We start from the raw sequence: 25,565 nt of genomic DNA, 5'->3' as shown, positions 1-25,565 counted from the left end.
CCGGCTCGCCTCCTCTTGCGGGGCCGCCGATGAGCTCGGGCGACAATTTCGCTTTTCTTCTGCCGATCATGATGGCGACCTTCGGCGTCGTCTTCCTGATCGTCGCCCGCCATGGCGGACGGGGCGCTGCAGCCTGGGGCATCGGCTATCTCGCCTCGGGCGCGGCCTTCGCCATCCCCTACGTGCTCGGCGCCCTGCCGGTCGTGGCGCAGGCGCTTCTTGCCGACGCCTTGTTTCTCTTCGCCTTCGTCGTCTACGCCTCGGCCCTGCGCTCGCGCTTCGGCCTGTCACCGCGGTGGCGGTCGGACATCGTCCTGTCTCTCCTCGCCTTCGCCGCCATCGCGTATGCCGTCGCGGTGCGGGGAGACCTGCGCGCCGAACTGATGATCGGCGATATCGCCTGCACTCTTCTCCTCCTCGGCCCCTTCGCCCGAGGGCTTGTTCGCGCCCGGCGCCGGATCGACTGGGCCATTCTGACGGTCACGGGCCTCGCCATGGCCGACAACATCCTGCGCAACAGCCTCTTCGCGGGCCTCGCCGGCGGCGATCTCGAAGGCTTCGCAACATCGACCTACGCCTTCGCCATGCAAGCGAGCGGCTCGATCCTGGCGCTGTTCCTCGCCCTCGCCGCGCTTGCCGCCACCGCTTCCGACGTGATCGAGGACCACCGCGAAGCCGCCGAGCGAGACCCGCTTTCCGGCCTTCTCAATCGCCGCGGCTTCGAGATGCGCTCGCCCGCCTTCGGCCCGGGCACCGCCGTGCGCGGCACGGTCGTCACCTGCGACATCGACCACTTCAAGCGCGTCAACGATGCCTTCGGCCATGCCGCGGGCGACCGCGTCATCGCGATCATCGCGGCCATGCTCAAGCGCGACCTGCCGGCAGGCGCGCTCGCCGCGCGCTTCGGCGGCGAGGAGTTCGTCCTCTACCTGCCGGAGGCGAGCCCCGGCGAGGCCGTGGTTCTCGCCGAGCGCGCGCGGCTGTCCTTCTCGCTCCTCGACCTAGCGGCGGCCGGCATCACCGCCGCCCTCACGGCGAGCTTCGGCGTCGCGGCGGTTGAGCCGGGCGACCACTCGCTCCACGACGCGCTCGCCCGCGCCGACGCGCGCCTCTACGCGGCCAAGCTGGCGGGCCGCAACCGCGTGATCGCCGACGGTTTGTCCGCGTTTGCGAGCGCCCCCGGCGCCCGTCTGTCTGCGGCCTGAGCCCCTTTCACCGCTGCTCTTGCCGCGACAGCCAGTCGCGCAGCGCCGCGTTCAGCCGCGTCTGCCAGCCCTTGCCGGTGGCGCGAAAGGCGGCGGCGACGTCCGGGTCGAGCCGGATGGTGATCCGCTCCTTGGGCGCCTCCGCCGGTGGCCGCCCCCGCCGGATCAGGACGCCGTTCTCGTGAAGGTCCGCGCGGTCGAACATCTCGTCCGTCCATTCCGGCGCGTCGTCCGGGTCAACCCATTCGGTCGCGGACACGTCTGGCTTCGCGCTCATGGCAGTGCCTCATGGAGATGATGTGCCGGCCTTCGTCCCGCGGTGTCCAAACCAGCATCACGACGCGGTCGGCGATGAAGCCGTAGGTCTGGAAGCGCTCCTCGCCGTAATCAAAGCGCTCGTCCAGCAGGGTCAGGGTCCGCCCCGCGAACACCGTCGGCGCGTCGCGGAAGTCCAGCCCGCGCTCGGCCAGGGTCGTGTCGCGCTTGGCCGGGTCGAAGCTGATCCGCATGCCATTATTGTATGTACGAAAATCCCGCCGTCAATTCACCGCGAGCGCTCGGCCGCGCCGGCTTGACGAGGAGGGGCGCGGCGCGCGACAGGAGCGGGCATGGAGACGCCGACGCCCGACATCGAGATCCGAAAGTTGCGCCTCAGCGACGCGCGCGATCTCGCGCCGCTGATCTCCGCCTACAGCCAGTCCCTGTTCCGCGGCGCGCCGGGCGCGCCCGACAACTTCTACGCCGAGCAGCTCCTCCAGGATCGAACCGCCGAGGTGCTCGGCGCCCGGCTCGACGGCGCGCTCGTCGGCTTCCTCGTCTTCTACGACGTGCCGGATCTTTGGACGGGCATGCGCGCGGGCCTTGCCGACCACATCTACGTCGACCACGCCCATCGCCGGAAGGGAATCGCCAAGGCGATGATCGACCTTCTGGCCGAGGAAGCGGATGGGCGCGGCTGGTCGAAGATCGTGCTGCACGCTCCCCGCAACCCTGGGCAGAATCGCCACCTCTACGAGCGCGTCGCCGAGCCCGCCGACTGGTCGAGCTTCGTGATCCGCTTCGTCAACCGCGACCCCGCGGCGCAAGGCTGAGCGGGGCGGGCGAGGGCGCCTGCCGGCTTAATCGGTTTAGGCGGGAACAAGGCCGCCGCGCGGCATCTTCGGCCCTTGCTTTCGCTCGCGCCTTCCGTCTTTTAGAGCCGTTCGAGGGATGCCGGGCGTTCGAAGCCGCCCATGCGTCTTCCGCATCTCGCACCAGGGACGTGTCTCGCTCCGATGTCCGATACGAAATCCGCGCGGCCCCTGTCGCCGCACCTGTCGATCTACCGGTTCAAGCCGACCATGGCGATGTCGATCGTCCACCGGGTCACCGGCGTCGGCCTTTATCTCGGCACGGTGTTCTTCGTCTGGTGGCTGCTCGCCGCGGCGAGCGGGCCGGAAGCCTTCTCCTACGCCTCGGCCTTCTTCGGCTCGATCATCGGGCGCCTGTTCCTGTTCGTGTATTCCTGGGTGCTGCTGCACCACATGTTCGGCGGTCTTCGCCACTTCGTCTGGGACATGGGCCACGCGATCACCCGCGAGCAGTCGACCCTCGCGGCGCAGGCAACGCTCGTCGCCTCGCTCGCCTCCACCCTTCTCCTGTGGCTGATCGTCTGGATCGTTTGAGGAAGCCCCGATGAGCGCCGATCCCTTCAAGATGCGCACGCCGCTGCGCCGCGTCCGCGGCCTGGGCGTTTCCGGCAGCGGCACGGAGCACTTCTGGCTCCAGCGCATGACCGCCCTGTCCAACATCGCGCTGATCCTGTTCTTCGTGGTCTTCCTCGTCGCCATGCACGACGAGCCCTACGCCGTCGTGCGCGAGGCCTTCCGCAACCCGATCATCGGACTCCTTGTCGCGCTTGTCCCGGTGTCCTTCTCCATCCACATGCGTCTGGGCATGGAGATCGTGATCGAGGACTACGTCCACTCGACCTGGAAGCTCCCGCTGCGCATCATCAACACCTTCTTCGCCGTGCTGATCGCCGCCGCCAGCCTCTTCGCGATCGCCAAGCTGAGCTTCGGAGCCTGAGCCCATGGCCGACATGAACGCTTCCGCCCCCGCCGGCCAGCCGCACCGCTCCGCCGCCCCCGGCATCAAGGGGCAGGCCTATCCGATGGTCGACCACACGTTCGACGTGGTGGTCGTGGGGGCGGGCGGCGCCGGTCTTCGCGCCACGCTCGGCGCGGCCCAGGCCGGCCTCAAGACCGCCTGCATCACCAAGGTCTTTCCGACGCGCTCCCACACGGTCGCCGCGCAAGGGGGCGTCGCCGCCTCGCTCGGCAACATGGGCAAGGACGACTGGCGCTGGCACATGTACGACACCGTGAAGGGGTCGGACTGGCTCGGCGACCAGGACGCCATCGAGTACCTGGTGCGCAACGCGCCCGCGGCCGTCTACGAGCTCGAGCATTTCGGCGTGCCCTTCTCGCGCACCGAGGACGGGCGCATCTACCAGCGGCCCTTCGGCGGAATGACCACCGATTACGGCAACGGCCCGGCAGCCCAGCGCACCTGCGCCGCCGCCGACCGTACAGGCCACGCGATCCTCCACACGCTCTACGGCCAGTCTCTGCGCTACGCCTCGGAGTTCTTCATCGAGTACTTCGCGATCGACCTGATCATGGACGAGGAAGGCGCCTGCCGCGGCGTCGTCGCCCTCAACATGGACGACGGCACGATCCACCGCTTCCGCTCCAAGAAGACGATCCTGGCGACCGGCGGCTACGGGCGCGCCTACTTCTCCGCGACCTCCGCCCACACCTGCACGGGCGACGGCAACGCCATGGTGCTGCGCGCCGGCCTGCCGCTGCAGGACATGGAGTTCGTGCAGTTCCACCCGACCGGCATCTACGGCGCGGGCTGCCTCATCACGGAGGGCGCGCGGGGCGAGGGCGGGTACCTCACCAACTCCGAAGGCGAGCGCTTCATGGAGCGCTACGCCCCTTCCGCCAAGGATCTGGCCTCCCGCGACGTCGTTTCGCGCTCCATGACCATGGAGATCCGCGACGGCCGGGGCGTCGGCAAGAACAAGGACCACATTTTCCTGCACCTCGACCACCTCGATCCCGCGATCCTCCACGAGCGCCTGCCGGGCATCTCGGAAAGCGCGAAGATCTTCGCGGGCGTCGACGTGACCAAGGAGCCGATCCCGGTCCTGCCGACCGTCCACTACAACATGGGCGGCATCCCGACGAACTATCACGGCGAAGTGCTGACCAAGCGGAACGGCGACGCCGACACGGTCGTCCCCGGCCTGATGGCGGTGGGCGAGGCGGCCTGCGTCTCCGTCCACGGCGCCAATCGCCTGGGGTCCAACTCGCTGATCGACCTCGTCGTCTTCGGCCGAGCCGCGGCGCTGCGCTGCGCCGACACGGTGACGGCCGGCGAGGACCAGCCGGACCTGCCGGCGGGCGCGGGCGACTTCGCGCTCTCGCGCCTCGACCGCTTCCGCCATGCTTCTGGCGGCACGCCGACCGCGATGCTGCGCGACCGCATGCAGCGCACCATGCAGTCGAACTGCGCCGTGTTTCGCACCGGCGAGGTGCTGGAGGAAGGCCACCACAAGATCCACGAGATCTGGCAGGGCTCCGAGGACGTCGCGGTCAAGGACCGTTCGCTGATCTGGAACACCGACCTCGTCGAGACTTTGGAGTACGACAACCTGATAGCCCAAGCGGTCGTCACCATGGACTCGGCCCGGGCTCGCACCGAGTCGCGCGGCGCCCATGCCCGCGAGGACTTCCCCGAGCGCGACGACGCCAACTGGATGAAGCACACCCTGTCCTTCTGCGACACGGCCGCCAAGACGGTCTCGCTCGACGATCGCCCGGTGCACACCTACACCCTGTCGAACCAGATCGAGTACATCCAGCCGAAGAAGCGCGTCTACTGACGCCCGGAGGCAGGCTTCGAAAAGGTCGAACTCGAGAGGGCGGCGGACGATGGTCCGCCGCCCTTTATCAATCTAACGGGCATGGATGCTGCACGAACGTCTTGAGGAAGGGTTGAAACCACCTGGGCGCGAAGCGTCCCGATCCTGCATGGCTGCCTTGATCCGCCGACCCTAACGGCGGGCCGCCGCAGCACCTATGTTTGCATTGCAGCAAGACAGGCTGCAGACGCACGCAAAGGATGAGAAAACAATGACCGCGCGCACGCAGAACCGCTTCCGCAGCTTCCTCGACATGATGTCGGGTGCGCGCGAATGCGCCGCCGCGGTGGAAGCCGGCCGCAAGCCCAGCGCCCGCGCGCTGCGCAATCTCAATCTTCCGGCCGATGCTTTCGACGACGTCAAGTTCGGCCGCTGATCGCTGAAGGCGGCGCCTTGGGAGCCTCGCTCCCGGCGCCGTTGATGCTCGGGGCTGCGGGTGGCCTGATCCGCCCGTAACCCATCTAACTCAGTCTCGAATCGTCGCGGCTCGCATGAGTCCGCTTCCACGATTGACGAGGCGTTTCTCCGTCGCTCCGGTTTTCAGGCGTCGACGCCGCGGATCGCGGCGATGACCTTGCCGAGGACGGCTTGCCCCTCGTCGGTCAGGCGGGCCTTCGCGCCCTGCGGCTCGATCAGGCCGGCCGATTGAAGTTCCTTCACGCCGTCCGCGTCGGCATGGTGGCCCTGCCCGTCATCGAGCACCACCTCGCGCACCGGATCGCCCGATAGAAGGGCGTAGTAGGCGGCGAAGGCGAAGATCGAGCGCGCCTTGTCGGACATCGAGGCGGTAGCGGCGGTCTGCGCTGCGGACATGAGTCGGCTCCCTCGTCATGACATCGTGTCCGTGGCGAACGTCGCCCGCGTCGGAACGATCCCGCCCCGGCGCTTTCGTCGCGCCCGCCTTTAGCCGTCCATCAGGTTCGGGTCGCGCCAGGCGCGCTCGAAGGGCAGGCGCCATGCATGGGGCGCAATCAACTGGTGGATCGACTTCGGTCCCCAGGAGCCCGGCGCGTAGAGCCGCACCGGCGGCGGGTTCTCGATCAGCGGCACCGACACCTGCCAAAGCCGCTCGATGCCCTCGGCCGTCGTGAACAGAGTGCGGTCGCCGCGCATGGCGTCGAGGATCAGGCGCTCGTAGGCTTCCAGCACCTCCCCCAGCATATCCGTGTCGCGCATGGCGAACTGCATCGACAGCTTGTCGAGCCGCATGCCCGGCCCCGGTCGCTTGCCGTAGAAGGAGAGCGACATCTTCGAGGCGTCCGCGAGATCGAAGGTCAGGTGGTCCGGCCCCTGCGCGCCGACCCCCGAACCGGCGGGGAACATCGACTTCGGCGGCTCGCGAAAGGCGATGGAAATGATGCGCTGGCCTTCGGCGAGGCGCTTGCCTGTCCGGAGATAGAACGGCACGCCCGCCCAGCGCCAGTTGTCGATCTGGCATTTCAGCGCGATGAAGGTTTCCGTCTCGGAGATCGGATCGACGCCCTCCTCTTCGCGATAGCCGGCATATTGGCCGCGCACCACGTCCTTCGGATCGATCGGGAGCATGGAGCGGAAGACCTTGTTCTTCTCCTCGCTGATCGGCGCCGGCTCCAGCGAGGTCGGCGGCTCCATCGCCATGAAGCCGAGGATCTGGAAGAGGTGGGTCACCACCATGTCGCGATAGGCCCCGGTCGCCTCGTAGAAGCCCGAGCGCTTGCCGAGGCCGAGGGTCTCCGGCACGTCGATCTGCACGTGATCGATGAAGTTGCGGTTCCAGATCGGCTCGAACAGGCCGTTGGCGAAGCGGAAGGCGAGGATGTTCTGCGCCGCCTCCTTGCCGAGGAAGTGGTCGATGCGGAAGATCTGCTCCTCGTCGAACACCTCGTGAAGCCGGGCATTGAGCACCGTCGCGCTGGCGAGGTCGGTGCCGAAGGGCTTCTCCATGATGATGCGGCAGTGCTCGGTGAGCCCCGCCTCGGCGAGCATGCGGACGGCGGGAAGGGCCGCCGCGGGCGGAACCGACAGATAATGCATCAGGCGCGTCTCGCCGGCGAGCGACGCTTCGGCCCGCCGGACCGCTTCCTTCAGGGCGCCCGCGCCCGCCGAGAGCGGCACGTAGTCGAGGATCTGCGCGAAGGCGGACCAGTCCTCCTCGCTCATCCGCCGCGACAGGAACTGGTTCAGGGCGTCGCGCGCCACGGCCCTGAAGGCGTCCGCGTCGATGTCGTCGAGCGACACGCCGATGATCCGGCAGCCCGGAATGAAGCCAGCACTGACGAGGTGAAACAGGCCCGGCAGGAGCTTGCGCTTCGACAGGTCCCCCGTCGCGCCGAACAGAACGACGACCTGAGGGTACTTCGGACCCACCTTCTGAGCATTCTTCGTCATCGACCCGTTCCGCTGTCCTTCTCGAGGCGCTGCAACATAGAGGTCGGAGGGTCGCGCGCCCAGCCGGCTACCTTCATCGATGATCGCATTCCGACATGTCGCGACCCTTGTCGGATGGTGGTACTTAGCTGCGCCTGCAGTTGCAGTCTGTGATTGCAGGTTCTGATTATGAAAACCGGGGCTTGCGCTCCTCGCTTGATTGTGAACGATATGTGTTGCTGACAATGTGTCGCTGAGGCCCATGGAAGCGATTCCGAACCGCCCCGAGGCACCCGTCCAACCGATTGAAAAGATGAGGTTGCTATGCCGAACCCATCCTCACAGCTGCGCGAGGAACTGCGCGCGGAGCCGGGAACTTCCACTCAGCGGCTGGTGCCCGGACTTGTCTCGATCGCCAAGTCCGTGCGCCAGCTCATGGCCTTGAAGCTCGCCCCGATCGACGTGCTCGTCGGCCAGGACCAGCTCCTCGGCGTTCTGGACGCCGAGCATGCCAAGAGCGTCCTCGACATCGCGACGGAGCTGTCGGTGCGGCCGTCCACCGTGTCCAAGATGCTCGATCAGGTGGGCAAGAAGGGCTGGACGCTGCGCCAGGGCGATCAGGACGACCGTCGTAAGACGCTGGTCCGCCTGACGCCGGACGGCGTGAAGGTCCAGGAAAGCGTGCGCGCCGTCTGGAAGCGTCTCGAGGACGATCTGGTGGAAGCACTCGGGGATCAGTCGGTCGACATCGTCGACAATCTCGGCAGCCTCGACTCGATCCTCACCAAGCGCCTGTCCCGGCTGCGCTGAGCCTCAAGACCCGTCGCGGTCGCGGCGGGTCGCCTCGAAGAGAACGCGGACCACGTTGTCCGCGTCCATCGGCTTGCTGTAGAGCGGAACGTCCTCGTGCTCCTGCGGGATGAACCAATCATCGTAGCCGGTCACGAAGATCAACGGGATGCCGCGCTCGCGCAAGGTTCGGGCCACCGGAAACGAGGCCTGGTCGCCGAGCTTGATGTCGAGCACGGCGCCGTCCACCTGTTGCCCGGCGTCGATCAGCGCCAGGGCCTCCTCCACGCTCGCCACCGGCCCCAGAACCACGCCCCCTGCTTGACGCACGGCGTGAGCCGTCTCCTCCGCGAAGAAAAACTCGTCCTCGACGATGAGGATGCGCCGTCCGGCGAAGTCGTTGGAGGTCAGCGTTATCATCATGGCCCTTCATGTCGCGCGCCGTCGTCTCGGTCGACGCGGCGTTCTGCCCAACGTCTGATTCGGTTTCGACCAACCCGCTTCGCAAGTCGATTGCGAAAATGTTCGTCCTGCAACCGCTTGACCCCTTCTAACGTTTTCCAACCTCATCCGCTTGGCCAGTGGATTTATTGGAGCCAGCCAAGGGCCGAGCGGGCATCGAGGTCAAGAACAGCTTGAATGCGGCATGGTCCGCGCAAGCGCAACGGGGAATTGTTCCCTGTGCTGCAGTGCGACGGCATGGTCTTCGAAGCTGTCGAGAGTGGAGGAGTGCGGGATGCCGATCGACGACAGCTCCGAACGGGTCAGGGAACTGGCCTATCTTCTGTGGGAAAGGGCCGGCCGGCCGAACGGGCGCGAGCACGAGTTCTGGGCCGCTGCCTCCCACGAGATCGAGTTCAAGCAGGCGAACCAGAACCAGCGGCCGAACGAGAACCGGTTCGTCGCCCGCTGAAACCCCGACGCGCAGCGTTCAGCGGGACGCGAGCGGCCCCTCGGCCCAGGTCGTCGCGTCTCGCGGCACGATTGCGCCGTATTCGCCGATGACGCGCGACGCCATCCGGTGGCCGGCACGTGCCGCCTGTTCCAGGGTCCCGCCGCACAGGCGCGCGGCAAGTGCCGCGCCGTCGAAGCTGTCGCCGGCGGCTGTCGTGTCGACGACGCGCGCCGCGCGCTCGCCCGGAACGGTTCGAAGGCCATCGGTGCTCGCGACGATCGCCGCTTCGGCGCCCGCCTTGACGATCACCCCGCCGGCGCCGAGGCCGAGAAGGCGCCGGGCCGTCGCTTCGGGCGTCGCGTCGCCGAACAGGAGGACCTCGTCGTCGAAGCTCGGAAGGGTGAGGGACGCCGCGGCGTGCCCGGCGGCGATCGCCTCGCGCGCCGTGTCCTCCGACTCCCAGAGCTTGGGTCGGTAGTTGTTGTCGAAGCCGACGAGGCGGCCGGCGTCGCGCATTCGCCGCGCGAGCGCGAGAAGCCGGGTCCGGGCAGCCGGCTCGAGGATCGCGAGGGTGATGCCCGAGAAGAACAAGGCCTCCGACGCTTCGATCGCCGCTTCGAGCCGTTCGGCCTCGTTCGGCTCGGCGAGGAGGCGCCGGGCGGCCGACGCAGAGCGCCAATAGGAAAAGGAGCGCTCGCCCGCCGCGTCGCGGCTGATGGCGTAGAGGCCGGTCTTTTCACCGGCGGCGACGGTGGCGAGGTTCGCCTCGACGCCTTCCGCCGCGATGAAGCCCGGGATTTCCAGCCCGAAGGCGTCGCCGCCGATGCGCGTCGCGTAGGCGACGGTCGCCGCGCCCGTGTCGCCGAGCGCCCGCCGGCAATAGATCGCCGCGTTCAGGGTGTCGCCGCCGACGGTTCGGCGCAGCGTGCCGGCCTCGTCGCCCGGCCGGTGGAAGAGCTCCACCATGCACTCGCCGAGAAAGACGATGCGGCGCGCCCCGGCTTCGTCGTCCTTCGAGATGTCGCTCATTTCGTGCCCCTCCCGGCCCTGTCGATCCCGCTCCCTCAGGTCGAGATTTCGACGATCGCCTTGATAACGCCGTCGCGGTCGGCCGCCCAGGCCGGAAGCCGCTCGGCCGCCTCGTCGAGCGATGCGGTGTCGGTGTGGAGCCGCGCGGCGTCGATCCGCTTCTCGGCGAAGGCCCGGCGCACGGTGTCGAAGTCTTCGGCCGTGGCGTTGCGGCTGCCGATGATCGACATTTCGCGCTTATGGAATTCCGCGTCCGAGAAGCGGATGTCGCCCTTCACCACGCTGACGAGAACGAGGCTGCCGCCGTGGGCGACGAGCGGGAAGCAGTTCTCGATCGAGGCGGCGTTGCCCGTGGCGTCGAAGACGACGTCGAAGCCCTCGCCGCCGGTGGCAGCCATCGCGGCCGCGCCCTTCGCAGAGGGCTGGAAGGACGATTCGAAGCCGAAGCGCTCGCGCGCCATGGCGAGGCGCTGGGGCGACAGGTCGAGAAGGTGGACCTCGGCCCCCGCCTCGCGGGCGAAGAGCGCCGTGCCGAGGCCAATCGGTCCGGCGCCGACGACGAGCGCGCGCTCGCCGGGCCCGGTTCTCGAGCGCCGCACCGCATGGGCGCCGATCGCCAGGAACTCGACCATCGCGGCTTCGGCCGGCGTCAGTCCGTCCGCCGCGTAGAGGTTGCCGGCGGGAACCGCGATGCGGCCGGTGATGCCGCCGTCGCGATGGACGCCGAGCACCTCGATCGCCACGCAGCAGTTCGGCTTGCCGCGCCGGCATGCCCGGCAGCGCCCGCAGGCGATGTAGGGGTTGATCGTGACGAGCGTGCCCGCCCGAAAGCCCTCGGCGTCCGCCGCGATGCGGCCCGACAGCTCGTGGCCGATCACGCGGGGATAAGCGAGAAAGGGGTGCTTGCCCTCGAAGATGTGGTAGTCGGTTCCGCAGATCCCCGCTGCCGCGACGTCGACGAGCACCCAGCCCGGCGGCGCCTCCTCGGGGCGTGCGACCTGCGTCAGGACGATCCGTCCCGGCTCCTCAACCCGGAGCGCCGACATGGTGCTCCCGGTGCTGCTGGTTCCACGCCTCGTATCGCTCGACATGCCGCTCATCCTTCCGTGCAGGGCCTCGCTTGCACTCGCATATGAATGAAGTATTCTCATGTGAATGTCGAGCGCGCGAGGGGGTGGACAGGTGAGCGAGGCCGAGGATCGCTACCGCGCGCCGGCGCTCGACAAGGGCCTCGACATCCTCGAGCTTCTCGCGTCGACGGACGAGGATCTGAGCCAAGCCGAGATCGCCAAGACGCTGCAGCGCAGCCCGAACGAGATCTACCGGATGCTCGACCGCTTGGTGCGGCGCGATTACATCCGCCGGACGGCCGACGACCGCTATCACCTGACCCTGAAGCTCTTCGAGCTCGGCGTCCGGCACCGCCCGTTGAAGCGCCTGCTCGCGCAGGCCGAGCCCGCGATGCGCCGCTTCGCCCATGCCACGGCCCAGGCCTGCCACCTCGTCGTCCAGGACCGCAGCCTGCTGACCGTCGTCGCCCAGTTCGACAGTCCCGATTACTGGAACGTCTCGATCCGCGTCGGCGCCCGCATCCGGTGCCTGGGAACGGGGTCCGGTCATGTGATGCTGGCTTATGCCCGCCCCGAGGAGCGGGCTCTGCTCCTCCAGGCGAGCGGAGAGGCCGGCGAGCCCGGCCCCGATTTCGAGGGCGAGCTCCAGGCGATCCGCGAGGCCGGCCACGCCGTCGTGCCGAGCCGCCAGACGGTTGGCGTCACGAACCTGACCGTGCCGATCGTCAACCCGCTCGGCTCGGTGCATGCCGTCCTGACCTGCCCCTTCACCCCCCGCCTCGACTCGCCGGAGGCGCCGGGGCAGGAGGACGTTCTCGACCAGCTTCGCCTCGCGGCGCGGGCCATTTCGGACGGGGAGCCGCGGCCGGCCTGATCGGCGCCGCGGTTTCCCTCATGCGCCTCAGCGACGCCAGGTGCCCGGCTCCTGCGGCGGGATGACCCTGGGATCCACCGGGCCGAGGCTGTGATAAGGGTTCTGCCCGCGGCCGATCAGGCGGCCGGACAGCCAGCCATTGCCGCCGTGAACGTCGACGTAGCACCAGGTGCCGCGGCATTCGCCGACATTGACGAAGTCGCCCCGCGTGAGGCGGTTCACCACCCGGTGGTTTGTGCCGGGGCCGGCGCGGACATTGGCGTTCGCGGTGACGTAGGCCTGCTCGAAGCGGTCGTCCTCGCGCGGAGGCTCGACGGCGATCATGGTGGCGGACGCGGCAACCCCGCTCGCGAGAAGGATCGATGCGGCAAGGGCGGAGCGGAGCGGCGGACGATTGCGACGCATGGGAGGTCTTTCTGCGATGTTCGGAAGCCGATGGGTAGCCGGCTGCGCATGAACGTCGTCTGAACCTGGGCGGGTTTCCGGCTGCAACCTCTTCGGGAGCCCGCGCCCTAGCGGCAGTAGAGGGAGCCGTTGTTGCGGGCGGCGATGTCGAGGTGAAGGTGATCGGCGTGATCGGCATCCGTGCCGGGACCGAGCACGGTTTTGAAGGGGCCGCAGGCGGCCCGGCGGATCTCGGCAAGGAACCGGTCCTCGTCCGTCCCCGGCGCCTTGGGCTCGACGACGATGCGGCGGCCACCCTTCAGCGCCACGGCTGCGACGTCGACGGCGCTGCCGCGCCCGTGCTCGGAGATGCCGTTCTCGCTGGCGCGGTCGCGGCAGACATAGGTGCTGCCGCCCCCGACCGCTTCCACGCTCGCCCCGCCGAGTTCGGCCTTGGCGGCCGGCACGACGGCCTCGCCCACCCAGACGTCGAGGGCGAGCGCCGCGCGGCAGAGCATCTTTGTCTGGCCGAGGACCGCCACGCCGGAGGAGAACCGCTTCAGCTCCACCGGTCGCAGGACCCCGCAGGCGCCCTCGGAGAGGCTCGGTCCGACCTCGAACTCGGCGCCGCGCTTCGTCAGCTCGGCCTCGCAGGCCGTGGCGTCCTCGATCGCCGCCGCGGCCTCGGCGCTTTCGGCCGGCGTCACGGTCGCGGGGCTGGCTTCCGGCGCGTCCGGCTCGGGCTCGGTGCGCGCTTTCTCCGGAGAAACATAGGCGGGCGCCGGCTGCGGCGGCGCGGAAGCATCCGGACTGCCGGCGGCCGGCGGCAGTGCGGGCTCGGGTGCCGTTGGGACGGGGGCAGGAGCAGGAGAAGGAGCCGCGCCGTGCGGCGGGGCCGCCTCCGGCACGGGAACGGTTTCGGCCGGCGGCGGCGGAGGGGGCGTGCCCGGTGCGTCCGCTTCGTCCGCCGGGACCGCTGCCTCGGGAGCCTGGTCCTCGCCGCTGGCAGTGGCCGGCGCCTCGGCGGGCTTCGGCGGCGTCGCGGGTGCCTCGTCCGGCTTCTGCGAGGGGACCGGCACGGCGCCGGCCGCCGGCTCCTGGCCGCTCGCCGACATCGTCGCGCCAAGTATCAGCAGGAGGGCGCCGAGCGCCCCCATCGACCGCGTCTGCATCATGTCCCCTCGTCTCCCCCTCGCCGACACGTTTCCGGCGTCAAGCGCGACGCGGGCCCGGCAGCCGCCTAGTAACCGGACGGGGCGGGGACCGGTTCCGCGCCGCCGTAGCGGCCCCGCAGCGTCGCCAGGGCCCTGGTGTATTCGGCCAAGTCCGCTCCGACGGCGACGAAGCGCGCGCCGAGTTCGATGTAGCGCTTGTTCAAAGTCTCGTTGAAGGTGAGGATGCCGGCCGGCTTGCCCGTGGCGACGATCGTCGCGATCGCCTGCTCGATCGCGGCCTGCACCTCGGGCTCGTCAAAGCGGCCGGCATAACCCATGTCGGCCGCGAGGTCCGCCGGGCCGATGAAGACGCCGTCGATTCCCTCCACCGCGGCGATGGCCGACAGGTTCTCCAGCGCCGCGCGCGACTCGGCCTGGACGAGAAGGCAGATCTCCTCGTCGGCGTTCGACGCGTAGTCGGGGATGGTGCCGAAGCGAGAGGCGCGGGCGACCACCGCACCCATGCCGCGCACGCCGCGCGGGGGGTAGCGCACGGCCTTGACCAGCGCCTCGGCCTGTTCGGGCGTGTCGACCATGGGCACCAGCAGCGTCTGCGCGCCGATATCCAGGAGCTGCTTGATCATCCAGGGCTCGCCCATGGGCGGACGGACGACCGTCGCCGAAGGACTGGCCTCCAGCGCCTGCAGCTGCGCGAGGATCGAGCGCAGGTCGTTGGGCCCGTGCTCGCCGTCGATCACCAGCCAGTCGAAGCCGGCATGGCCGGCGAGCGAGGCGGCGTAAGGGTCCGCCATGTTGAGCCAGAGGCCGATCTGCGGGCGACCGCTGCGAAGCGCGGCCTTGAAGGCGTTTGTGGGCGAGGGCATGGGCGATCCCGGTTCCAGGAAGGTACGGCGTCCTTCCTAGTCCCGCATCCGCTCCCTGGCAAAGGCGTCGCTCGCGCGACGCCTCACATGAACGGGCGGCGCGGCTGGGCGTCGTGGGTGGCGCGGATGGCGTCGCCCTCGACCTCGACGAGGCGTACGCCGTAGCCCCAGAGGTCGGCGAGGTGCTGGAGGACGCGGCTCGCATCGCCCGGCTCCAGGCGGATGCCGTCCACCATTTCGTGGCGCAGGAGGAGCTGCCGGTCGCCGGCCAGATCCACGTCCACCACCTGGATGTTCGGGTCCTGGCGCGACACGTCGTAGTGCCGCCCGAGCGCCCGGCGGATGTCGCGATAGCCGCGCTCGTCGTGGATCGCCGAGACCACGACCTCGTCGGCCCGAGCGTCGTCGACGAGCCGGAAGAGGCGGAGCTTGCGGATGAGGTGGGGCGAGAGGAACTGCGAGACGAAGCTCTCGTCGCGGTAGTTCGCCCAAGCGTCGCGAAGGACGGCCATGTGGTCGCCGCGTCCCGCGATGTCGGGGAACCAGTGCCGGTCCTCGTCCGTCGGCGCCAGGCAGATGCGCTCGATGTCCTCCATCATCGCGAAGCCCAGCGCATAGGGGTTGATGCCGCCGTAGCGCCGGTCGTCGAAGTGCGGCTGCATCACGACGTTGGTGTGGGAGTGCAGGAATTCGAGGAAGGCGCCCTCGTTGATGCGGCCCGTCTCGTGGAGGCGCGTCATGATGCGGTGGTGGGTGTAGGTCGCGCAGCCCTCGTTCATCACCTTGGTCTGACGCTGGGGATAGAAGTACTGCGCGATGAGGCGCACGATGCGCAGGATCTCGCGCTGCCAGGGCTGGAGGCGGGGCGCGACCTTTTCCAGGAAGTAAAGGACGTTCTCCTCGGGAAGCCCGAGAAGCGCGCGGCGGCGCTCCTCCTCGGGTTTCGCGCCGGCGCGCTTCTTGCCCTCGGGCACGGTCCGCCAGAGGTCGTTGAACAAGCGCTCGCCGTGTTCGCGCCGTTCGCGCTCGCGCCGCTGCTCGGACGCCAGGTCCATCGGCTGGCGGCGGGGCGAGCGGTGGATGCCGTGGCTCATCAGCGCGTGGGCGGCGTCGATGAAGCGCTCGACGTTGTCGGTGCCGTAGCGCTCTTCGCAAGCACTGATGTAGGACTTGGCGAAGGCGAGATAGTCGTGGATGCCTTCCGCGTCGGTCCATTGCCGGAAGACGTAGTTGTTCTTGAAGAAGTGGTTGTGCCCGAAGGCGGCGTGGGCGAGCACCAGCGTCTGCATCGTCGCGGTGTTCTGCTCCATGATGTAGACGATGCAGGGGCTGGAATTGATGACGATCTCGTAGGCGAGGCTCTGCCAGCCCTTGCGGTAGAGCGTCTCGTTGCGCAGGAACTGCTTGCCGAAGGACCAGTGCTTGTAGAACAGCGGCATGCCGGTCGAGGCGTAGGCGTCGAGCATCTGCTCGGAGGTAATGACCTCGATCTGGTTGGGGTAGATGTCGAGGCCCAGCTCTTCGAGCCCGACCTCCTCCACCGCCGCGTAGATGCGCGACAGCATGTCGAAGTCCCAGTCCGCCCCCTCGAAGAGGAGGCCGGGCGGTGGAGGCACGGAACGCCGGCGGGAGAGGGACATCAGCTTTTCCCTTTCGTCGTCGCCTTCTTCTCGAAGAGCTCGCGGAAGACGGGATAGATGTCGCGCCGGTCGCCCACCTTGCGCATCGACATCGGGAGATTCGGCGCGATGAGGCGCTCGTAGGCGCGCCAGAGGCCGGTCTCCTGGCGCACCCAGCCGATCCCGTCGCTCGTGCCGCGGCCGACCTCGAGATAGGCGTAGTACTGCGACATCGGCAGGATGGTGTCGCGCAGGAGCTCGATCGACAGGGCGTTGTCGCTCGACATGTTGTCGCCGTCCGAGGCCTGCGCCGCGTAGATGTTCCACTGGTCGGCGGGGAAGCGCTGGGCGGCGATGCGCGCCATCTCCTTCAGCGCCGAGGAGACCACCGTGCCGCCGCTCTCGCGGCTCTTGAAGAAGGTCTCCTCGTCCACCTCCTTGGCCTCGTGGGTGTGGCGGATGAAGACGATCTCGACGCGCTTGTAGCGCTTGGTGAGGAACAGGTAGAGCAGGCTGAAGAAGCGCTTGGCCAAGTCCTTCATGTGCTCGTCCATCGAGCCGGACACGTCCATCAGGCAGAACATGGCGGCCCGCGCGACGGGCTCGGGCACGCTGTCGAGCCGGCGGAAGCGCAGGTCCACGGGATCGATGAAGGGCACGACGAGGAGGCGCTTCTCCAGGCGGCCGATCCGCTCGCGCAGCGCCTCGGCGGCGGCCACGTCGTTGCCGGAGCGCTCCAGGATCTCCAGCTCGCGCCGCAGCGCGTCGAGCTCGGCCGGCGAGGGGCGCTTGAGCGCGATGCGCCGCGACAGCGATCGGCGGAGGGTTCGCGAGACCGAGAGCGCGGCCGGCGAGCCGGTCGTGCGGAAGCCCGCCGGCACGCGCCGCTCCTTGTCCTCGCCCATGATCTGGCGCTTGGCCATGTTGGGCAGCTCCAGGTCCTCCAGGAAGAGGTCGAGGAACTCCTCGCGCGACAGGACGAAGGCGAACGAATCCTCGCCCTCGCCGTCGGGCGAGCCGTCCGATCCGCCGCCGCCCTGGCCGCCCGGCGGCCGCTGGATGCGGTCGCCGGCCGAATAGGTCTTGTTGCCGGGCAGGACGTGGTCGCGGGTGCCGGCGCCCGAGCCGGCGTGGAAGCTCGGCTCGTGGACGTCGCCGGCGGGGATGGAGACGGCGCCGCCGTCCCCGACCTCGCGGATGGCGCGGCTCGAGGCCGCGTCCCGCACCGCCTGGCGCAGGAGGCCCCGCGCCCGGCGGATGAAGCGCTGGCGGTTGGCGAGGCTCTTGCCGCCGGGATCGAGCCGCCGATCGATGATGTGCATGGGAAACGCCTTACGCTTAGCCCGACTGCCTCACCCGCATGTACCATTCCACGAGTCGCCGCACCTGTCTCGGGGTGAATCCGCGACGGGTCATGCGGTCGACGAACTCGCCATGCTTCTTCTCGCTCTCCGAGTCCTTCTTGGAGCCGAAGGAGATCACGGGCAGGAGGTCCTCCACCTGGCTGAACATCCGCCGTTCCACCACGTCGCGGATCTTCTCGTAGCTCGTCCAGGACGGGTTGCGCCCGCCGTTGGAGGCGCGCGAGCGAAGCGAGAACTTCACCACCTCGTTGCGGAAGTCCTTGGGGTTGGCGATGCCCGCCGGCTTCTCGATCTTGGAGAGTTCCTGGTTGAGGAGCTCGCGGTCGAGGAGCTGGCCGGTGTCGGGGTCCTTGTAGTCCTGGTCCTCGATCCAGGCGTCGGCATAGGAGACGTAGCGGTCGAAGAGGTTCTGCCCGTAGTCGTGGTAGGATTCGAGATAGGCCTTCTGGATCTCGTTGCCGATGAACTCGGCGTAGCGGGGCGCGAGCTCCGCCTTGATGAACTCCAGATAGTCCCGCTCGGTTTCCTCGGGGAACTGCTCGCGCCGGATCGCCTGCTCCAGCACGTACATGAGGTGCACGGGATCGGCCGCCACTTCTTCCGTGTCGTGGTTGAAGGTCGCCGACAGCGTCTTGAAGGCGAAGCGGGTGGAGATGCCGCTCATGCCCTCGTCGACGCCGGCCGCGTCCCGATATTCCTGGAGCGTACGGGCCTTGGGGTCGACCTCCTTCATGCTCTCGCCGTTGTAGACGCGCATCTTGGCGTAGAGGTTGGAGTTCTCGTGCGGCTTCAGGCGCGAGAGCACCGCGAAGCGCGCCAGCATCTCCAGCGTCTCGGGCGCGCAGGGCGCCTGGGCCAGCTCCGAGCTGCGCACCAGCTTCTCGTAGATGTGCGTCTCCTCGTCGACGCGCAGGCAGTACGGCACCTTGATGACGTAGATGCGGTCGATGAAGGCTTCGTTGTTCTTGTTGTTCTTGAAAGAGCGCCACTCGGACTCGTTCGAGTGGGCCATGATCATGCCGGTGAAGGGGATCGCGCCGATGTTCTCCGAGCCGACGTATGATCCCTCTTGGGTCGCCGTCAGCAGCGGGTGCAACATCTTGATCGGCGCCTTGAACATCTCGACGAATTCGAGGACGCCCTGGTTCGCCCGATTGAGGCCGCCGGAATAGCTGTAGGCGTCGGGATCGTTCTGGGCGTGCATCTCCAGACGCCGGATGTCCACCTTGCCGACGAGCGAGGAGATGTCCTGGTTGTTCTCGTCGCCGGGCTCGGTCTTTGCGACGCCCACCTGGCGCAGGCGCGAGGGGTTGAGCTTGGCGACGCGGAACTTGCGGATGTCGCCGCCGAACTCGTCGAGCCGCTTCACGCACCAGGGGCTCATGAGGCCGGTGAGGCGCCGGCGCGGGATGCCGTAGTCCTTTTCCAGCGCCGGACCCATGGTCTCGGGATCGAAGAGGCCGAGCGGGCTCTCGAAGATCGGGCTGATCTCCGAGCCGGCCTTGAGGACGTAGATCGGCTGGGCCTCGATGAGCGCCTTGATGCGCTCGGCGAGCGAGGACTTGCCGCCGCCGACGGGGCCGAGGAGGTAGAGGATCTGCTTGCGCTCCTCCAGCCCCTGCGCCGCCTGGCGCAGGAAGGCGACGATGCGCTCCACCGTTTCCTCCATGCCGTAGAACTCGGCAAAGGCGGGGTACACGCGGATCGTGCGGTTGGAGAAGATTCGGCCGAGGCGCGAGTCGCGGGCCGTGTCGACCATCTCCGGCTCGCCGATGGCGGCGAGCAGGCGCTCGTGCGGCCCGGCATAGGTCAGCGGGTCCTCGCGGCAGAGATCGAGATAGTCGGACAGGCTCATCACCGTTTCGCGGCGGGCCTCGTAGGCTTGCGAGTAGGAATCGAACAACGACGAGCTGGGCATCACGCTTCCACTCCAATCTGCGCGCCGGACGGCCGGTCCCTCGGACGCCTCCGCCGGTCCTTCGCGGACCTTCGACGCGGCTCCGGCGCGATCGCGACCCGCGAGGCTCGGGGAGCATCGCGGCCGATGTGAGATAGAGTGACGAAGGGTGAGGGTGGCGTCGAGAGCGTCGGAGGGCTCTCGCGCAGCCAACTCGTCAAAACAAATTGATAAGGAAATTCAGTCGATTGGACCGGGCTGTTTGCCTTGGGGAGCTTGTGCGGACCTGATTTGCCGCACGTGGGGCGGCGAAAATATTCGCGTGCGTTGCGCCTCCGCGACGTTGCGGCGCAAAAAAACGGCCAAAAAGGCTGACGTGCCAGGAGCATGCCGCGGCCTTGCCGAGACCGGGAGCCTCGTGTTTGGATCGCCGCGCCGGGAGGGGCATCGGGGAGCGGGACGAGATGGGCGGGAACGAAGCGCGGCGCCGGGCCGCGGGCTGGCGCGCGGCTTGGCTGATCCTGGCGCTGGCGGTTCTCGGCGCGTCGTCCGCCGCCGCATCCTCGACGCGGCCCGAGCCGCAGGCGGTCCTGCGCGACTGGTACCGGCTGGTGCTGGAACTCGTGCGCCACACCCCGACCTATTCGCCGCCGGTCGCGAGCCGCGCCTTCGCCTATCTCGGCGTCACCGCCTACGAGGCCGCCGCGGGCGGCTCCGACGCGCTCGTTCCGCTCGCCGGCCAGCTCAACGGCCTCGGTCCTGCGCCGGCGCGGGAGGCGGGCGCGGCCTATGACGAGGCTCTGGTTCTCCACGCCGCCCTGTCGGAAGCGGCGGCGAGCTTCTTCGGCAATACGGGACCGACCGGCCAGCGCGCCATCGCCGCCATGAAGACGCGGGTCGGCGAGCGCATCGCGGCCGGGCTCGACCCGGCCGTGGCCGTGCGCAGCGCCGCGCATGGCCGGGCCATCGCCGCCCACGTCCTCGCCTGGTCGGCCGGGGACGGCGGCGCGCTCGTCGAGAACATGGGCTTCCCGGTGTCCTATGCGCCGGGCGCCGAGCCGGGCACCTGGCGCCCGACGAGCACCATCGCCCAGCAGCAGGCGCCGCTCCTGCCGGACTGGGGGAAGAACCGGCCCTTCGCCATGCCGGACGGGGCGAGCTGCCCGCTGCCGCCGCCGCCCGCCTACAGCGAGGCGGACGGGTCCGAGTTCCGCCGTCAGGCCGAGGAGGTGCGAAACGCGGTGCGCGACCTGACGCCGGAGCAGCGGGCGATCGCCCGCTTCTGGTCCGACGATCCGATGCTCTCGCCCACACCGCCGGGCCACTGGATCTCGATCGCGCTCGCCGTCCTGGACGAGGACGGCGCCGACCTCGAGACGCGGGCCGAAACGCTCGCCCGGCTCGGGGTCGCGCTCGCCGACGCGTTCATCGGCTGCTGGCACGAGAAATACGTCCACGACCTCGTGCGTCCCGTCACCTATATCCGCCGCAGCATCGACCCTGCCTTCGAGCCGATCCTCGTCACGCCCCCCTTTCCCGAATATCCGAGCGGCCATTCCACGCAGTCGGCTGCCGCGGCGGTCGTCCTGACGGCCCTCTTCGGCGAAGCGCGCGCCTTCGAGGACGCGACCCATGCCGATGACGGGCTGCCGGCGCGCCGTTTTCCGAGCTTCTGGGCTGCGGCGGAGGAAGCCGGCCTATCGCGCCTCTACGGCGGCATCCACTTCCGCGCGGCGATCGAGCGCGGCCTCGACCAAGGCCGCTGCGTCGGCGCCTACGCCGTCGCCTTGAAAACGAGGGCGCCGTGAGGCTGCGGGTCCTCATCGCGCTTCTTCTCGCGGCCGGTCCGGCGCTCGGGGATGAGGCCGCGCCCGCACCGGTCGTGCCGCGCTTCGTGGAGGAAATGGCCGCCGCCGGGATCGACAGCACCTATGCCGGCGGCTGGGAATACATGGTGGGCGGCGGGGCCGTCGCCTTCGACTGCGACGCGGACGGCTTTCCCGAGCTGTTCCTCGCCGGCGGCGAAGAGCCGGCGCATTTCTATCGCAACCGCAGCGACCGGGCGGGACCCCTCCGCTTCGAGCGCGATCCGGCGAGCGGGCTCGAACGCGACGCGGTCACCGGCGCCTATCCGCTCGACGTCGACGGCGACGGCCAGCTCGACCTCGCGCTCCTGCGGGTCGGCACGAGCCTCCTCATGCGCGGGCGCGGCGACTGCCGCTTCGAGCCCGCGAACGACAGCTTCGGCCTCCAGGCCTTCGACGCCTGGACCACCGCCTTCGCCGCTACCTGGGAGCGGGGCGCGGCGCTGCCGACGCTCGCCTTCGGCACCTATGTCGACCGGCGGGAGGAGATGTTTCCCTGGGGCTCCTGCACGCCGAACCGGCTGTTCCGCCCTGAGGCCGGCGAGCGGGCTCGCTATGGGCCGCCGCTGGAGCTCGCGCCGAGCTTCTGCGCCCTGTCGATGCTGTTCACCGACTGGAACCGCTCCGGCAGTCCGGCGCTGCGCGTGTCCAACGATCGCGAATACTACAAGGGCGGCCAGGAGCAGCTCTGGCGCCTCGCGCCCGGCGAGGCTCCGCGCCTCTACGCGGAGGCGGAAGGGTGGAAGGTTCTGAAGGTCTGGGGCATGGGCATCGCCTCGGCCGACCTCGACGGCGACCGCTTCCCCGAATACTTCCTGACCAGCATGGCGGACAACAAGCTGCAGGCGCTTAAAATGCCGGCGAGTCCGCACGCCGCGCCGACCTATGCCGACGTGGCGCTGGCGCGCGGCGTCACCGCCCACCGCCCTTATACGGGCGGGGACGTGCGGCCGAGCACCGCCTGGCACGCCGACTTCGCCGACGTGAACAATGACGGCCGGCTCGACCTCTTCGTCGCCAAGGGCAACGTGTCGGAGATGCCGGATTTCGCCGCGAACGATCCCAACAACCTCCTTCTGCAGCGCGAGGACGGCACCTTCGAGGAAGCGGGCGACCGAGCGGGCGTCGCTTCGATGCGGGCCGCGCGGGGCGCCGTGGTCGAGGATTTGAACCTCGACGGCCGGCTCGACCTCCTCGTCGTCAACCGCAACGCGCCGGCCGAGCTGTGGCGCAACGCGTCCGACGCGCCCGGCGGCTTCGTCGCGGTGCGGCCCGAAGAGCCCGGCCCGAACCGCGACGCCATTGGCGCCTGGATCGAGCTGCGCCGCGCCGACGGGTCGGTGTCGCGGCGCGAGCTCACCGTCGGTGGCGGACACGCCGGCGGGCGGATCGGCTGGCGCCATTTCGGCCTCGGCGCGGACAAGGGCGCCGAGATCCGCGTCCTGTGGCCGGACGGCGAGGCCGGCCCCTGGCAGGCCGTCGAGGCCGGCGGCTTTTATCGTCTCGCGAGGGGCGGCCCGCCGCAGCCCTGGACGCCGCCGCGCTGAACCGCGCCGCTCAGGCCGCGCGGCGCAGGTCGCCCTCGATGCGCAGGACGGCGCGCTCCAGGGCCGCGAGGCAGCCGGGATCGAAGGCGAGGCCGACGTCGCGGCGCATGATGTCGAGCGCGGCCTCGATCGACATGGCCGCGCGGTACGGCCGGTCGGCGGTCAGCGCGTCGAAGACGTCGGCGACCGAGACGATACGCGTTTCCGTCTCGATCTCGGCCTCCTTCAGCCCGCGTGGATAGCCCTTGCCGTCGAGCCGCTCGTGGTGGCCGCCGCCGATGCGCGCCATCTCGCGGAACACCGGCACGCGGGCGAGGATGCTTTCGGACAGCGCCGCGTGGCCGCGCATCTCCCGCCATTCCTCGTCGTCGAGCTTGCCGTTCTTGTCGAGGATGGCGTTGGAAACGCCGAGCTTGCCGATGTCGTGGAGGAGGGCGGCGCGCCGCAGCCAGCGGCGGCGCTCGGGATCCCAGCCCATCTCGCCGGCCACCATGTCGGCATAGACCGCGACGCGCTCCGAATGGCCTGACGTGAAGGGGCTCTTGGAGTCGATGACTTTCGCGAAGGCGCGGGCGATGTCGTCGAGATAGTCCTCGTCGACGCGGATGAGGCTGCGCCCGGGCTCCATCGCCATCACCGTGGCGGCGACGTCGGGCGAGGCGAGCGTGTCCCAGAAGCCGGGCCGGGCGGCCGCGCGCTCGAAGGCTGCGGCGACGTGGGGATCGAACCAGGTGCCGGTGCGCTTGGCGATCTCGGCCAGGGCCGCCTCCGGTCCCGCGGCGGCGTGAAAGACCTCCGCGACCTGCGCCAGGAGCGCGATCCGCGCGTAGATGGGAATGGCGGCGCCCTCCAGCCGGTCCGGCCGCCCCGCGCCGTTCCAGTGCTCGTCGAGCGCGTAGATCCCCTGGCTGACGGTGGCGGGAAAGCGCAGCGAGGCCGCGATCTCCGCGCCGCGATGGCAGCGGGTCTGGATCAGGTCGTCGACGATTGCGCCGCCGTTCTGCACGATGTTGAGGACCGCCCGCAGCCGATCGGCGAGCGGGGAGCGCCGGCCGGTATGCGACAGGACGAAGCCGAGAACCTTGGGCAGGCTGTCGCCCACCGTCTTGAAGCCGCGCTTGATGCCGATGTCGTCGGACAGGTAGAGCTCGCAGATCCGCGCGGCGTTCGAGGAACAGCCGAGATCCTTGAGCATCACCGTGTAGTACAGCTCCCAGAGCTGCATCGGTGGGAGGCCGAGCTCGCGGCCCGTCTCGATCCCGATCCACGTCGCCCGCACGCAGTGGCCGATCGGCTGGCCCTCGGTGAGGTCGAGCGCGAAGGACAGGGCGCCGAGAAGCTCGGCAAGCCGAACCTCGTCCTGCGGCGCGTCGCCGTCCTGCACCTCGGCGAGGCGGATCGTCATGGGTGGGGTCTCCGGTCGGTCGATCCGGAGCATGCGCCGGTCAGGGTTGCCCTGTCGTTAGGCGGCGGAATGATGTTGGGCGGGAGAGTGAATGCGGGGTAGAAACGGTTCCGCCCATTTGCTCGAAGCCCCTCGGCCGAGCCGGGCCGCTGGCCTACGCCGCGTCACACCCGCCGTCCGTCCTCCCCGAAGACGTGGGCCTTGGCCGGATCGAAGCCGAGCGGGATCTGCTCGCCCGCGCGCACCGCGTTCTGCCCGCCGATGAGGAGCGTCGTCGGCTGGCCGTCGGGGGTCTCGGTGTAGATGACCGTCGAGCCGCCGAGGTGCTCGACGAGCTGCACGGCGCCGTTGCCGAGGCCGGCGCGCGCCTCGCCGGGCGCCAGGTGCTCCGGCCGAACGCCGAAGGTCAGGGGCTCGCCGGCCCGCGCCTCGATCGGGCGCTCCAGGACGATCGGCCGGCCGGCGATCTCGATCGTGCGGCGGGACGCGTCGCCCTCCGCGAGACGGGCCTTCAGGAAGTTCATCTTCGGGGATCCGATGAAGCCCGCGACGAACTGGTTGGCCGGGTCGTTGTAGAGGTCGAGCGGCCGGCCGGCCTGCATGATCCGGCCTTCCTTCAGGACGACGATCTTGTCGGCCATGGTCATCGCCTCGACCTGGTCGTGGGTGACGTAGATCATCGTGTTGCCGAGGCTCTGGTGGAGCCGGGCGATCTCGACGCGCATCTGGACGCGCAGTTCCGCGTCGAGGTTCGACAGGGGCTCGTCGAAGAGGAAGATCTTCGGCTCGCGCACAATCGCCCGGCCGATGGCGACGCGCTGGCGCTGGCCGCCGGACAGGGCCTTGGGCTTGCGCTGGAGGAGCGGCCCGATCTGCAGCTTGTCGGCGGCGCTTTCCACGCGCCGGCGCACCTCGTCGCGTTTCATGCCGGCGGTCTCAAGGCCGAAGGCGAGGTTCTTGTAGACGCTCATGTGGGGGTAGAGCGCGTAGGACTGGAACACCATGGCGATGCCGCGCTTGGAGGCCGGCACCTCGTTCATGCGCTGCCCGTCGATGCGAAGCTCCCCGCCGGAAATCTCCTCCAGCCCCGCGATCATGCGAAGCAGCGTCGACTTTCCGCAGCCGGAGGGGCCGACGAAGACGGCGAACTCGCCGGGATCGATGGTGAGGTCGATGCCGTGGATCACCTTGTGCTGGCCGTAGGCCTTGACGATCCTGTCGAGCTGGATGCTGGTGGCCATGGGTTCTCCTCCCGCTTGGATGCGCTT

The 25,565-nt window shown here is 69.2% G+C and carries 26 protein-coding genes; 11 read left to right on the top strand and 15 right to left on the bottom strand.

The annotated features are described in order from the left end of the window. The first annotated feature begins 29 nt into the window (after nt 1-29). On the top strand, nt 30-1,205 hold the full coding sequence (locus tag FZN60_RS19335) for a GGDEF domain-containing protein (RefSeq protein WP_158875145.1): 1,176 nt from the start codon (nt 30-32) through the stop codon (nt 1,203-1,205). Nucleotides 1,206-1,212: 7 nt separating this feature from the next. Here FZN60_RS19335 and FZN60_RS19330 read toward each other — a convergent pair whose 3' ends face one another. Together FZN60_RS19330 and FZN60_RS19325 are read right to left on the bottom strand one after the other, a co-directional pair. Then, nucleotides 1,213-1,464, bottom strand: a complete 252-nt coding sequence (locus FZN60_RS19330) for a BrnA antitoxin family protein (RefSeq protein ID WP_246726980.1) — start codon at nt 1,462-1,464, stop codon at nt 1,213-1,215. After that, on the bottom strand, nt 1,442-1,714 hold the full coding sequence (locus tag FZN60_RS19325; RefSeq protein ID WP_158875143.1) for a BrnT family toxin: 273 nt from the start codon (nt 1,712-1,714) through the stop codon (nt 1,442-1,444). Before FZN60_RS19325 ends, FZN60_RS19330 begins: the two co-directional genes overlap by 23 nt. Nucleotides 1,715-1,813: 99 nt before the next feature. Here FZN60_RS19325 and FZN60_RS19320 point away from each other — a divergent pair, with 99 nt between their 5' ends. The 5 genes from FZN60_RS19320 to FZN60_RS19300 all read left to right on the top strand — a co-directional run bounded on the left by FZN60_RS19320 (nt 1,814) and on the right by FZN60_RS19300 (nt 5,551). Continuing rightward, nucleotides 1,814-2,296, top strand: coding sequence for a GNAT family N-acetyltransferase (locus FZN60_RS19320; protein WP_158875142.1), 483 nt, complete (start codon nt 1,814-1,816; stop codon nt 2,294-2,296). A gap of 183 nt (nt 2,297-2,479) precedes the next feature. Next, a complete protein-coding gene (gene sdhC / locus FZN60_RS19315; protein WP_158875141.1) occupies nt 2,480-2,869 on the top strand; it encodes a succinate dehydrogenase, cytochrome b556 subunit in 390 nt (129 codons plus the stop codon). 10 nt (nt 2,870-2,879) lie between these two features. Then, nucleotides 2,880-3,272, top strand: a complete 393-nt coding sequence (gene sdhD / locus FZN60_RS19310) for a succinate dehydrogenase, hydrophobic membrane anchor protein (protein ID WP_158875140.1) — start codon at nt 2,880-2,882, stop codon at nt 3,270-3,272. Nucleotides 3,273-3,357: 85 nt separating this feature from the next. Continuing rightward, nucleotides 3,358-5,136: a succinate dehydrogenase flavoprotein subunit gene (sdhA, locus tag FZN60_RS19305; RefSeq protein ID WP_158875212.1), complete on the top strand. Its 1,779-nt coding sequence runs from the start codon at nt 3,358-3,360 to the stop codon at nt 5,134-5,136. Nucleotides 5,137-5,386: 250 nt separating this feature from the next. After that, on the top strand, nt 5,387-5,551 hold the full coding sequence (locus FZN60_RS19300; RefSeq protein WP_158875139.1) for a hypothetical protein: 165 nt from the start codon (nt 5,387-5,389) through the stop codon (nt 5,549-5,551). A gap of 164 nt (nt 5,552-5,715) precedes the next feature. Here the strand turns inward: FZN60_RS19300 and FZN60_RS19295 are convergent, their stop codons facing one another. Together FZN60_RS19295 and zwf are read right to left on the bottom strand one after the other, a co-directional pair. Further along, the gene (locus tag FZN60_RS19295) at nt 5,716-5,988 is read right to left on the bottom strand and encodes a hypothetical protein (protein WP_158875138.1); all 273 of its coding nucleotides are present in this window, start codon (nt 5,986-5,988) and stop codon (nt 5,716-5,718) included. 90 nt (nt 5,989-6,078) lie between these two features. Continuing rightward, nucleotides 6,079-7,542, bottom strand: a complete 1,464-nt coding sequence (gene zwf / locus FZN60_RS19290) for a glucose-6-phosphate dehydrogenase (RefSeq protein WP_158875137.1) — start codon at nt 7,540-7,542, stop codon at nt 6,079-6,081. Between the two features lie 303 nt (nt 7,543-7,845). On the opposite strand from zwf, the gene FZN60_RS19285 reads away from it, so the two are divergent. Next, nucleotides 7,846-8,331, top strand: coding sequence for a MarR family winged helix-turn-helix transcriptional regulator (locus FZN60_RS19285; RefSeq protein ID WP_158875136.1), 486 nt, complete (start codon nt 7,846-7,848; stop codon nt 8,329-8,331). A gap of 3 nt (nt 8,332-8,334) precedes the next feature. On the opposite strand, the gene FZN60_RS19280 is transcribed toward FZN60_RS19285, so the two are convergent. Beyond that, the gene (locus FZN60_RS19280) at nt 8,335-8,730 is read right to left on the bottom strand and encodes a response regulator (protein WP_246726978.1); all 396 of its coding nucleotides are present in this window, start codon (nt 8,728-8,730) and stop codon (nt 8,335-8,337) included. Nucleotides 8,731-9,046: 316 nt separating this feature from the next. On the opposite strand from FZN60_RS19280, the gene FZN60_RS19275 reads away from it, so the two are divergent. After that, nucleotides 9,047-9,223 (top strand): DUF2934 domain-containing protein, encoded by a 177-nt coding sequence (locus FZN60_RS19275; RefSeq protein ID WP_158875134.1) that lies wholly within the window; start codon nt 9,047-9,049, stop codon nt 9,221-9,223. An 18-nt stretch (nt 9,224-9,241) separates the two neighbouring features. On the opposite strand, the gene FZN60_RS19270 is transcribed toward FZN60_RS19275, so the two are convergent. Continuing rightward, the gene (locus tag FZN60_RS19270) at nt 9,242-10,234 is read right to left on the bottom strand and encodes a sugar kinase (protein WP_158875133.1); all 993 of its coding nucleotides are present in this window, start codon (nt 10,232-10,234) and stop codon (nt 9,242-9,244) included. A 35-nt stretch (nt 10,235-10,269) separates the two neighbouring features. Beyond that, nucleotides 10,270-11,280 carry a zinc-binding alcohol dehydrogenase family protein gene (locus FZN60_RS19265; RefSeq protein WP_158875211.1) on the bottom strand — a complete coding sequence of 337 codons (1,011 nt, stop codon included), beginning with the start codon at nt 11,278-11,280 and terminating at the stop codon, nt 10,270-10,272. 136 nt (nt 11,281-11,416) lie between these two features. Between FZN60_RS19265 and FZN60_RS19260 the strand changes: the two genes are divergently transcribed. Continuing rightward, entirely contained in the window at nt 11,417-12,178 is a 762-nt protein-coding gene (locus FZN60_RS19260; RefSeq protein ID WP_246726977.1) for an IclR family transcriptional regulator, read from the top strand. A 27-nt stretch (nt 12,179-12,205) separates the two neighbouring features. Here the strand turns inward: FZN60_RS19260 and FZN60_RS19255 are convergent, their stop codons facing one another. The 6 genes from FZN60_RS19255 to FZN60_RS19230 form a co-directional block, all read right to left on the bottom strand. Beyond that, nucleotides 12,206-12,583, bottom strand: a complete 378-nt coding sequence (locus tag FZN60_RS19255) for an SH3 domain-containing protein (protein WP_158875131.1) — start codon at nt 12,581-12,583, stop codon at nt 12,206-12,208. Nucleotides 12,584-12,690: 107 nt separating this feature from the next. Continuing rightward, complete coding sequence (locus tag FZN60_RS29235) at nt 12,691-13,737, bottom strand: extensin-like domain-containing protein (protein ID WP_158875130.1); 1,047 nt, start codon at nt 13,735-13,737, stop codon at nt 12,691-12,693. 65 nt (nt 13,738-13,802) lie between these two features. Beyond that, nucleotides 13,803-14,600, bottom strand: a complete 798-nt coding sequence (locus tag FZN60_RS19245; protein ID WP_158875129.1) for an aldolase/citrate lyase family protein — start codon at nt 14,598-14,600, stop codon at nt 13,803-13,805. An 83-nt stretch (nt 14,601-14,683) separates the two neighbouring features. Continuing rightward, nucleotides 14,684-16,240, bottom strand: a complete 1,557-nt coding sequence (locus tag FZN60_RS19240) for a SpoVR family protein (RefSeq protein WP_158875128.1) — start codon at nt 16,238-16,240, stop codon at nt 14,684-14,686. Beyond that, nucleotides 16,240-17,541, bottom strand: a complete 1,302-nt coding sequence (locus FZN60_RS19235; protein WP_158875127.1) for a YeaH/YhbH family protein — start codon at nt 17,539-17,541, stop codon at nt 16,240-16,242. The genes FZN60_RS19240 and FZN60_RS19235 overlap by 1 nt, the downstream gene beginning before the upstream one ends. 16 nt (nt 17,542-17,557) lie before the next feature. Then, nucleotides 17,558-19,501 (bottom strand): PrkA family serine protein kinase, encoded by a 1,944-nt coding sequence (locus FZN60_RS19230; RefSeq protein WP_158875126.1) that lies wholly within the window; start codon nt 19,499-19,501, stop codon nt 17,558-17,560. A gap of 443 nt (nt 19,502-19,944) precedes the next feature. Between FZN60_RS19230 and FZN60_RS19225 the strand changes: the two genes are divergently transcribed. Next, nucleotides 19,945-21,288 (top strand): vanadium-dependent haloperoxidase, encoded by a 1,344-nt coding sequence (locus tag FZN60_RS19225; protein ID WP_158875125.1) that lies wholly within the window; start codon nt 19,945-19,947, stop codon nt 21,286-21,288. Beyond that, a complete protein-coding gene (locus FZN60_RS19220) occupies nt 21,285-22,892 on the top strand; it encodes a CRTAC1 family protein (RefSeq protein WP_246726976.1) in 1,608 nt (535 codons plus the stop codon). The genes FZN60_RS19225 and FZN60_RS19220 overlap by 4 nt, the downstream gene beginning before the upstream one ends. 10 nt (nt 22,893-22,902) lie before the next feature. Here FZN60_RS19220 and FZN60_RS19215 read toward each other — a convergent pair whose 3' ends face one another. Together FZN60_RS19215 and FZN60_RS19210 are read right to left on the bottom strand one after the other, a co-directional pair. Further along, on the bottom strand, nt 22,903-24,297 hold the full coding sequence (locus FZN60_RS19215) for an HD-GYP domain-containing protein (protein WP_158875124.1): 1,395 nt from the start codon (nt 24,295-24,297) through the stop codon (nt 22,903-22,905). 164 nt (nt 24,298-24,461) lie between these two features. Beyond that, the gene (locus FZN60_RS19210; protein WP_158875123.1) at nt 24,462-25,538 is read right to left on the bottom strand and encodes an ABC transporter ATP-binding protein; all 1,077 of its coding nucleotides are present in this window, start codon (nt 25,536-25,538) and stop codon (nt 24,462-24,464) included. Nucleotides 25,539-25,565 lie beyond the last annotated feature (27 nt).

It is taken from the genome of Antarcticirhabdus aurantiaca, from assembly GCF_009765365.1.
GTDB lineage: Bacteria > Pseudomonadota > Alphaproteobacteria > Rhizobiales > Rhizobiaceae > Antarcticirhabdus > Antarcticirhabdus aurantiaca.
This window is presented reverse-complemented; position numbering and strand designations above follow the sequence as displayed.